Below are 7,806 nucleotides of genomic sequence, written 5' to 3'. Positions count from 1 at the left end.
ACGGGCGGACCGGCACCGCCCCGCCCGACCACGTCCGCCCGGCCGTCCTTCCCACCCGGGCGGACGTGGTCGCGCACCCGGGGACCCGACCGGCACGCCAGCACGGCACGAGAGCAGGGCGGCAGGAGGACACCGGGTTGTCGTTCGCGGTGCGGGAGGCGGAGGACTTCACCCTGCCGGCCACGACGCGCGGACGGGCGTCAGTAGCGCCAGGGGTGGCCGGTCTCGCGGTACTCCTCGACGGGCACCAGCGGCACGCCCGGCGCCATCCGGTCCACGTAGAGCCGCCCCTCCAGGTGGTCGATCTCGTGCGCGACGAGCCGGGCCATGCCGAACTCGAACGAGGTGATGATCCGGCTGCCGTCGTACTGGGCGTGCTCCACGTCGATCCGCAGTGGCCGGGGCACCAGGCCACGGTGGTCGAAGAAGGAGAGGCAGCCCTCGTACTGCTCGTCGGTGTCCGGGGAGGTGTCGACCACCCGGGGGTTGAGCAGCACGACCGGCTCGGCCGACCGGTCGGGGGGTCGGACCACCGCCGCGGCCCGGCCGAGGTCGAGCTGCGGGGCGGCGATGCCCACGCCCTTACTGAACGGGTGCAGCTCGTCGAGCCGGACCAGGGCCGTGCAGAGGCGGTCGACCACGTCCCGGGCCGCCTGCTCCTCGCGGGGCAGGTCGAACGGGCGCGCCGGCTGGCGGAGCAGGTCGCTGCCGCGCTGCACGATGCCGATGCCGCGCATCCGGTCGCTGGGCCGGACCCGCCCGGCCTCCTCCGGCTCGGCGTCGGGCCGGCCGCGGAACCGCCACTGCAACCGGTAGCGCGCGTTGAGCGGCGGATCGTCGGTCGCCCAGTCGAAGATCACCCGGTCGGCGTCGTCGCGGCGGGTCACCGGCGTGCGCAGCGGGCCCTCCTCCGCCGAGAGCGAGGTCTCCGCGCCCCAGACCTGCGGGTCGAGGGCGGCCGGGAGGTCCAGGCGTACGGCCATCTGCCGGGTGGGCAGCCGGACGGCCCGCTGGAACCAGGGGCCCCACTTGTCGTGCCCAACGCAGTACGCGTACTCGATGGTGGCCCGGTCGCCGGGGTAGAGCGGGAAGCGTCGGTCGGCGTTCTCGAAGAGCAGCCAGATCTCCTTGAAGGCGTCCCGGTCGTGCTTGGCCCGCCAGTGCATCGCCTCCTGCTCGCCCGCGTCCTCCCGGACGGCCCGCAGCCGCAGCTCGGCGAAGGTGAGCGGATGCTCCCGGTGGTGCCGGTTGGACCGCCCCGGGTCGTTCGGGTAGCGGTCGACGGCGACCCGCACCAGGTAGCGGGTGACCGGCTCGGTGCCGGCGTTGTAGAGCTCCCGCCGGATGACGCAGCGGTACTCGTCGCCGAGGTGGGTGAGCGTGGCGAGTTCCCGCTCGACGATGAGCCCGGTGCCGGGCGGCATCCACTGCCCGGGGACGGGCGGCTCCCGCAGGGCCCGTTCGGCGCGGGCGTGGCGCAGCTCGTCGTACTCCCTGAAGCGCTGCCAGATCGCGCCGCTGGCCTCCAGCACGGCCTCGGCGCGGCGCGCGAAGTCCTCGGTGGGGCGGTGCCGCCGCCCCTCGACGTGGCTGACGTACGACGGGTCGAACCCCATCAGGGTGGCGAGCTGCTTCTTGGACAGCCCCCGCCCCGTACGGTGCCGGGCGAGCTCGGCAGCGAAGGAGTCGGCAGCCCGATCGAGCGGTGAGGTCGTCATCAGCTTCCTCGTGGCCGGGAGTATCAGTTTCACGTTCTGTGGCCACGCACACACGGGAAGTGCCGCCTTGCCGACACGAGCCTTGACATCGAACGATGTTCTTCGATACTGCGCGCCGGCGTTTCCCGCCCCGACCCCCGGGTAGTACGCCGCACGCGGCGGAGTGATCCGCACCTCCCGATCCGGCGTAGGTGAGGCTTCCCTTATCCCGCGAGCTGTGGTTAGGCTAGCCTTAGCTCGGCGACGGGCGCTTCGAACGGGGGGATGAGTCGGATGACAGCGGTGATGCCTGGGCGTCAGGTCGCCGCCGCGCCGCTGGCCCCGGTCACCGCCGCCCTGCGTGCCATGTTCGGCACCGACGACGTTCCCGGCCTCGCGCCCGGCCTGCTGGTCGCCGACGAGTTCGGCTGGGGCCGGGCCAGCACCCTGGTCGACGGCACCCGGCTGCCGGAGTTCCTGCACTCGGCCAGCCTGCGCTGGGGCGGCACCCCGCACGCCTGCGCCGCGCTGGCCTGGAAGTCCTACAGCTACTGGACGGCGCTGCCCGTGGTGCTCGGCTGGGCCTCCGCCCGCCGGGTGCCGCTGCTCGACCCGGCCGACGTGCTGATCCACTTCGAGGACCACCGCCCGCTGCTCACCCTTGGCCTGCGCCGCTCGACCACGGTCGCGGTGCTGCCGGGCGACCCGCTGGCGCTCTCCGGGCTGCCCGAGGTGCGGGTCGTCGCCGACGAGGCCGAGCTGCTCCGGGTGCTCCGCGCCTCGCTGCTCGACGCCCACCTGGCTCCGATGATCGCCGCGATCCAGGCCGAGGTCCGGATCGGCGCGCGCACCCTGCTCGGGTCGGTGGCCTCCGGCATCGCCCACGGCATCCTCCGGGCCGCCGACGGCCTGCCCGGCTCCTCGGTCGAGACGATCGAGACCCTGCTCGGCGCGCTGGACCTCGCCGACCTGGTGGAACTCGTCCCCGGCCCGACGGGCGAGCCGACCGTGCAGCGCCGCACCTGCTGCCTCGCCTTCACCCTCCCCAAGCCCAAGATCTGCCAGGGCTGCTGCGTCCGCCCGTAGCGCCCGACCTCCCGGTCCCGCCTCAATCGGTGAGCGTACGGACGTCCCAGAGCCAGACCCCTCCGGTGTACGTGGGGCGGATGCCGGTCAGCTCGGTCATCCCCCGGCGCAGCGCGTCGGCGTGCCGGTGCGGGCCGAGGACCACCGCCCCCGCCCGCCAGTACCGCAGGTCCCCGACCGCGTCGACCCGCGCCTGCGGGGTGATCGGCGGCACCGCGCCGGTGCGCCGGATCTCGGCGAAGAACTCGCTGGTCGGCCGGGGCGGGGCGGAGAACAGCGCGACCCGGTCCCGCCCGGGGCGGGTGTCCGGGCCGAGGAAGTAGCCGCGGGCGATGGGCATGTCCAGCCCGGTCCGCGCCGACCAGCGCAGCGGGTCGGCGTAGTGGGTGTCGGGCAGGGGCAGCGTCACGATGCTCCGCCCGCCGGCCGCGTACGGCCGCCAGGCGCCGGAGGTGACGAAGGCGGGGACGGGGTCGAGCCGGGTGGTGGGCAGCGGGGTGGGCAGGATCGGCAGCAGCGCCATGGCGAGCACCGTGGCGGCGGCGAAGCGGATCTGCGGTCGGGCCCGCGGGTGCCGGGCGGCCAGGACGCGCACGTGCTCCGCCCCGTAGGCGAGCAGCACCCCGACGATCGGGGTGATCGCCAGCGCCCACCGGGTCGGCACCACCGAGTGCAGGATCGGCAGGCCCTCCAGCGCCGCCCACGGGCCGGGCACCCCGGTCCCCCTCCCGTTGAGCTGGATCTCCCGCCCCAGGGAGAGCAGGCCGAAGAGCAGCGTGAGGGCGGCCAGTCCGCGCACCACGACGTGCCGGCGCAGCCACCAGAGCAGGGCGACGACGAGCACGACCAGCGGCCAGCCGAAGAAGGCGTTCTCCTCGGTCGGGTTCTTCGCCAGCCCCTGCGCCGTACGCGCGTCACCGGCGAGGGACTCCCGGGAGTACGCCACGAACGAGGCGAGGTCCGTGGAGTAGCCGCGGATCAGCCACGACAGTCCGTGGTAGGCCCCGGGCCCGAAGAACTGGACGTACAGCGGGTACGCCAGCAGGACGAGTGCCACCACGGCGGCCGTGCCCAGGCCGGCGAGGAAGGGCCGGGCCCGGCGGCGCAGTTCGGGCCGGCCGAGGACGAGCGCCCCGACGACCACGCCCAGCCCGATCGCGGTCATCAGCAGCACTTCGAGGTTGATGAAGGCCTGCCAGACGATCGCGAGCGCGAGCAGCAAACCGTTGCGCAGCCAGCGCCCGGGCTCGGCGAGCCGCAGCGTGCGCCAGATGATCAGGGGCACGACGAACTGCGAGACGATGTTGGGGTGCGCGTTCGCGTGCGAGACCATCGCCGGGGCGTACGCGCAGAACGCCGCGCCGAGCCAGGCCGGCCCCCGGGAGCCGACGACCACCCGGGAGAGCAGGAGGTACCAGGCCGTCGCCGTGGCGATCATGCCCAATGTGAGGAACAGCAGAAACGACGCCCGCGTGCCGAACAGCAGCGTGACGGGCGTCATTGGGATAGATACGGATAATACGGACGTATTTGCCATCAGATTGACGCTGTCCGGCACGTTCATCCGGTCGGAGGTGAACGGATAAACGAAATCGGTCACCACCCGCGCGCCGTGCGCCATCATCCACTCGAACTGGGACTGGTCCGTACGGTTGTCCCGGATGCCGTGGGCCGGGCGCAGCCACAGCCGCGCGGTCACCCAGAAGCCGAGCAGGACGAAGCTCGCCACGGCGGCGAGGTCCGTCCACCACCCCTCCCAGGGGCGTACGCCCCGGTCGGACCCGCTTTCCGGCGCTCCGCGTCCCGGCATGCCGGCGGGGAGGTCCGATTCAGGAGTAGTCATAACGATTCGTAGAGTAGTCAGGCTATGGCACCGCCGTGACATGTTTCGGGGTACTGCCGTACTATGTGCCGGGTTCGCCGACCGCCGATCACGTGCCCACCCCCCGACCGCAATTCGGCCACCCAGGTGCCCCGATTCTTCTGCCGTCAGCGCGGATGATTCACTCTGTCGGTCCAGGCGCGGGTCGAGTCATATCGTGAGGAATCGACGCATGGCAGAAATCACTGGGGATCAGCGCGTGCAGTCCGAGGTCCTGGAAGGCCTCGCGACCGCGGTCAACCACCGTCGCTGGTTTGTCGAGCTGGCGGTGCCGCACCTCGGTGACAACCCGATCGAGATCGGCAGCGGGCTCGGCGACTACGCCCTGGAGTGGGCGGAGCGGCTGCCCCGGTTCACCGCCACCGAGGCCGACCCGGACCGGCTCGTCTCCCTGAAGGAGCGGCTGGCCGACCAGCCGAACATCGAGGTCCGCCAGATGCTGCTGCCGCACTCGGAGCGGGGCGACTACAGCGCGGCCGTGTCGTACAACGTGCTGGAGCACATCGAGGACCACGTGGGCGCGCTGCGCAGCATGCGCGACCTGGTCCGGCCAGGCGGCAACGTCATCATCATCGTGCCGGCGTTCCAGTTCGCGATGAGCCCGGCGGACATCGCCACCGGCCACGTACGCCGCTACACCAAGAAGACCCTGGCCGACGCGATGACCGCCGCCGGCCTGACGGTGGAGAAGATCCACTACGCGAACGCACTCGGGCTGATCGGCTACTTCATGGCGACCAAGGTCTTCCGGCTGATGCCGAAGGAGGGCCCGATGGTCAAGGTCTACGACACCCTCGTGCTCCCCGCCACCAAGGCGGCGGAGCAGCGCGTCCGCCCCCCGTTCGGCCAGTCCGTCTTCGCCGTCGCCCGCGTCCCCGCCTGACCCTCCTCCCTCTGCCCGCCCTGCCCCGCGATCTTGCACCTGCCGCCCCGGCGCACAGGGCGAAAGCCGCGAGACAAGGGCCGAAATGCAAGATCGCGGGGCAGGGAGAGGGGTTACTGCTTGACCTGGTAGGTGGGGCGGATGACGGCGCGGGCCAGGGTGTGGAAGGCCAGGTTGAAGCCGACCACGGCGGGGGTGGCGTCGGGGGTGACGTCGAGGCGCTCCACGTCGAGGGCGTGCACGGCGAAGACGTAGCGGTGCGGGCGGTCACCGGCCGGCGGCGCGGCGCCGCCGTAGCCGTGGTCGCCGTAGTCGTTGCGGACCGTGAAGGCGGCACCGAGATCCTCCGCGCCCGCTCCTCTGGGCAACTCGGTGACGCTCGCCGGCAGGTTGACCAGCACCCAGTGCCAGAACCCGCTGCCCGTCGGGGCGTCCGGGTCGAGGCAGGTCACGACGAAGCCCCTGGTCTCGGCCGGGAAGCCGGACCAGGCGAGTTGCGGCGAGACGTTCCCGCCCCCGACGCTGCCGTGGGCGTACGCGGCGTCCATCGGCTCGCCGTTCTGCACGTCGTCGCTGGTCAGGGTGAACGACGACACGGTCGGCAGCAGCTCGTACGGGTCCGGGGCGATCGGTCGTTCCAGGGTCATCTGGACAGGTCCTTCCGGTGAGCGCGGTTGTCCTCCGCACCCTTCATACCCCGCCGACGCCCGCGATCGAACCGGAGGCGCCCGGCGTCCCGTACGAGGCGGCTCCGGCCCGAGCCGACACGTCACGTGCACGCTGGGCAAGAATGCCTCCCCATGGGCCTTGATCTCTACGTCGGACCGCTGACCCGCTACCACCTGAACGACTGGCTGACCATCACACAGCAGATCGGCGCACAGGAGGGATACGACGTGCGGATCGTCCGGGCGCACGAGGACGAGGACCCCGAGACCGACCCGGACATGGTCCAGAACGCCGTACGGGAGTGGCAACAGTGGCTCGGGGAGGCGCTCGGCGGCCCCGTGGACTGGCCGGAGAGCGCGACCCAGCCGTACTGGACCGACAAGCCCGACTGGGACGGCTTCGGCGCCGTTCTGCTGCTCGCCGCGTACGACGAGCGCCCGGACCTGTGTCCGAGCCCCTGGGACAAGGCGGACAGCCCGCGCGCGTTCGCCGACGCTCCCGCGTACCAGGCGGCCTCGGCCCAGCCCGAGCGCTACCTCACCCTGCTGTCGGGGGTGGAGTGGTGGTTGCCGCTCGCCGAGGATCCGCTCGTGTTCGAGGCGTCCCGACCCACGGGTCAGCCGACCCGGATGGGTTCGATCGACCGGCTGGCGGCGGAGCTGCGCCTGCTGGACGAACGCGCCGGTGTCCTCGCCGGGCACGACCCGGCCGAGCTTCGGCGGGGGCTGCCCTCCGATGACCCGACGCTGGCGGAGGTCGCACGGTTCGGCCTCGCGGTGATGCTCGATCTCGCCGAGACCGCGATCGAGCACCGACAGCCCCTACTGCTGGACTACTGACTCACCACCCGAACGGCACCACGTGTGCTCGCGGCCAGTCATGGTTGGCTGCGGGACGAACGGGTCCGGGCCCGACTGGTCGGCGTCGCCAGCCTCGGCTACACCGGTGTGTTCACGATATTCACCCGGCAGGCGAAGCGGGGCATGCCGGTGACCCGTCTCGATCGACAGACACTGGTCGCCTTCGCCGGGGTAGCGGTGTTCACCTTCGTGACGGCCGCTGCGGTGGTCGTCGCTGCGCGTCGGCGGTCCGCGCCGCCCAACGACAGGGAGCAGCGCGCCGAACTGTCGGGCGTGCCGGCCCACTGAGCGCCGCCGCTGACGCTACTGATCGCCGACGCGGAGACCGACAACGGCGACAGCGCCCGAGACGCGGCGGCCCGGAGCGAGACGAAGTGAGACCCGCTCACCGTTCGTAGACCCGCCCGCCCCCTGGCCGGCGTTCGTGCTGGTCAGGGGGCGTTTTTGCTGTTCATCGGCGGAGGGTGTGGGATTCGAACCCACGAAGGACATCGCTGCCCTTACCGGTTTTCAAGACCATGAAGGTCAAGCGTCTGACTTGGCCGAATACACGCCATCACCCCAACCGCGACACGAATACGACAAGCCCAGCACGTCGCTGCGTTAGGAGTCCGGCCTTTGACGGTTGCAGGCATCCACTGGCGGTTGAAGCCTCCAGAGCCGAGTCCGGCCCGTAGGACTCGTCCGCTGGCAAACACCCACCTCAACAAGGCTTGGCCGATGCCGACC

At 71.8% G+C, this 7,806-nt stretch carries 7 protein-coding genes; 4 read left to right on the top strand and 3 right to left on the bottom strand.

Annotation, left to right across the window (positions count from 1 at the left end; all coding sequences use genetic code 11):
• Positions 1-200: 200 nt before the first annotated feature.
• A complete protein-coding gene (locus AB0L34_RS31785) occupies positions 201-1,718 on the bottom strand; it encodes a peptide deformylase (RefSeq protein ID WP_363709118.1) in 1,518 nt (505 codons plus the stop codon).
• 285 nt (positions 1,719-2,003) lie between these two features.
• Here AB0L34_RS31785 and AB0L34_RS31780 point away from each other — a divergent pair, with 285 nt between their 5' ends.
• Complete coding sequence (locus AB0L34_RS31780; protein ID WP_363709116.1) at positions 2,004-2,783, top strand: ferric iron reductase; 780 nt, start codon at positions 2,004-2,006, stop codon at positions 2,781-2,783.
• Between the two features lie 22 nt (positions 2,784-2,805).
• Here AB0L34_RS31780 and AB0L34_RS31775 read toward each other — a convergent pair whose 3' ends face one another.
• Positions 2,806-4,593, bottom strand: a complete 1,788-nt coding sequence (locus tag AB0L34_RS31775; RefSeq protein ID WP_363709120.1) for a hypothetical protein — start codon at positions 4,591-4,593, stop codon at positions 2,806-2,808.
• 244 nt (positions 4,594-4,837) lie between these two features.
• Between AB0L34_RS31775 and AB0L34_RS31770 the strand changes: the two genes are divergently transcribed.
• Positions 4,838-5,548, top strand: a complete 711-nt coding sequence (locus tag AB0L34_RS31770) for a class I SAM-dependent methyltransferase (RefSeq protein ID WP_350712433.1) — start codon at positions 4,838-4,840, stop codon at positions 5,546-5,548.
• A 113-nt stretch (positions 5,549-5,661) separates the two neighbouring features.
• On the opposite strand, the gene AB0L34_RS31765 is transcribed toward AB0L34_RS31770, so the two are convergent.
• Positions 5,662-6,195, bottom strand: a complete 534-nt coding sequence (locus tag AB0L34_RS31765) for a YbhB/YbcL family Raf kinase inhibitor-like protein (protein WP_363709114.1) — start codon at positions 6,193-6,195, stop codon at positions 5,662-5,664.
• Positions 6,196-6,348: 153 nt separating this feature from the next.
• On the opposite strand from AB0L34_RS31765, the gene AB0L34_RS31760 reads away from it, so the two are divergent.
• Positions 6,349-7,056 carry a hypothetical protein gene (locus AB0L34_RS31760; protein WP_363709112.1) on the top strand — a complete coding sequence of 236 codons (708 nt, stop codon included), beginning with the start codon at positions 6,349-6,351 and terminating at the stop codon, positions 7,054-7,056.
• Between the two features lie 24 nt (positions 7,057-7,080).
• On the top strand, positions 7,081-7,365 hold the full coding sequence (locus tag AB0L34_RS31755) for a hypothetical protein (protein ID WP_363709110.1): 285 nt from the start codon (positions 7,081-7,083) through the stop codon (positions 7,363-7,365).
• Positions 7,366-7,806 lie beyond the last annotated feature (441 nt).

Origin of the sequence: Micromonospora sp. NPDC052213 (assembly GCF_040679695.1) — a bacterium.
Taxonomy (GTDB): domain Bacteria; phylum Actinomycetota; class Actinomycetes; order Mycobacteriales; family Micromonosporaceae; genus Micromonospora.
Note: the sequence above shows the minus strand (reverse complement) of the source record. Positions and strands in the feature narration are given on the sequence as shown.